Source organism: Vreelandella aquamarina (genome assembly GCF_020075495.1).
GTDB lineage: Bacteria > Pseudomonadota > Gammaproteobacteria > Pseudomonadales > Halomonadaceae > Vreelandella > Vreelandella aquamarina_A.
Window position 1 is genome coordinate 1 of record NZ_JABYQT010000041.1, and the last position, 405, is coordinate 405.

At 54.1% G+C, this 405-nt stretch carries 1 protein-coding gene; it reads right to left on the bottom strand.

Translation table 11 applies throughout. The features are described 5' to 3' along the window. The coding region (locus HW452_RS17385) for a hypothetical protein (RefSeq protein WP_224107343.1) at window positions 1–240 on the bottom strand (240 nt) is incomplete at its 3' end. Between the last annotated feature and the right edge of the window lie 165 nt (window positions 241–405).

The window sequence follows — 405 nt, forward strand, 5'->3', positions numbered from 1 at the left end:
GTCCAAACCGTACACCGCATCGGCAATCGGGTTGGCTCGGCTCAAAATCAGTTTGTTGAGCATTTCGTTCGCGCCGCCCGCCTGAATAATCGACACTTTCGCATCGTTTGCCCGCTCGAAGCGCGCAATCAGCCCTTTGGGCAGGCTGAACGACTTATGCACCGCCAGCCTGACTTCCGTCTGCGCCTGCAGGTATGCCGAAACCGCCAGCAGCGGCAGCAGCCAAATTTTCCGTTTCATTCCGAGTCTTCCTTTATTCGCTGTAAAATAACATTCTAACAAATTTTCACGGTTCAAAATGCAAGAAAACCCGACCGTGTGGCTGTTCGACCTCGACAACACGCTGCACGATGCCGACGCAGGCATCTTCCACCTCATCAACCGCGCTATGACGCGCTATATGGC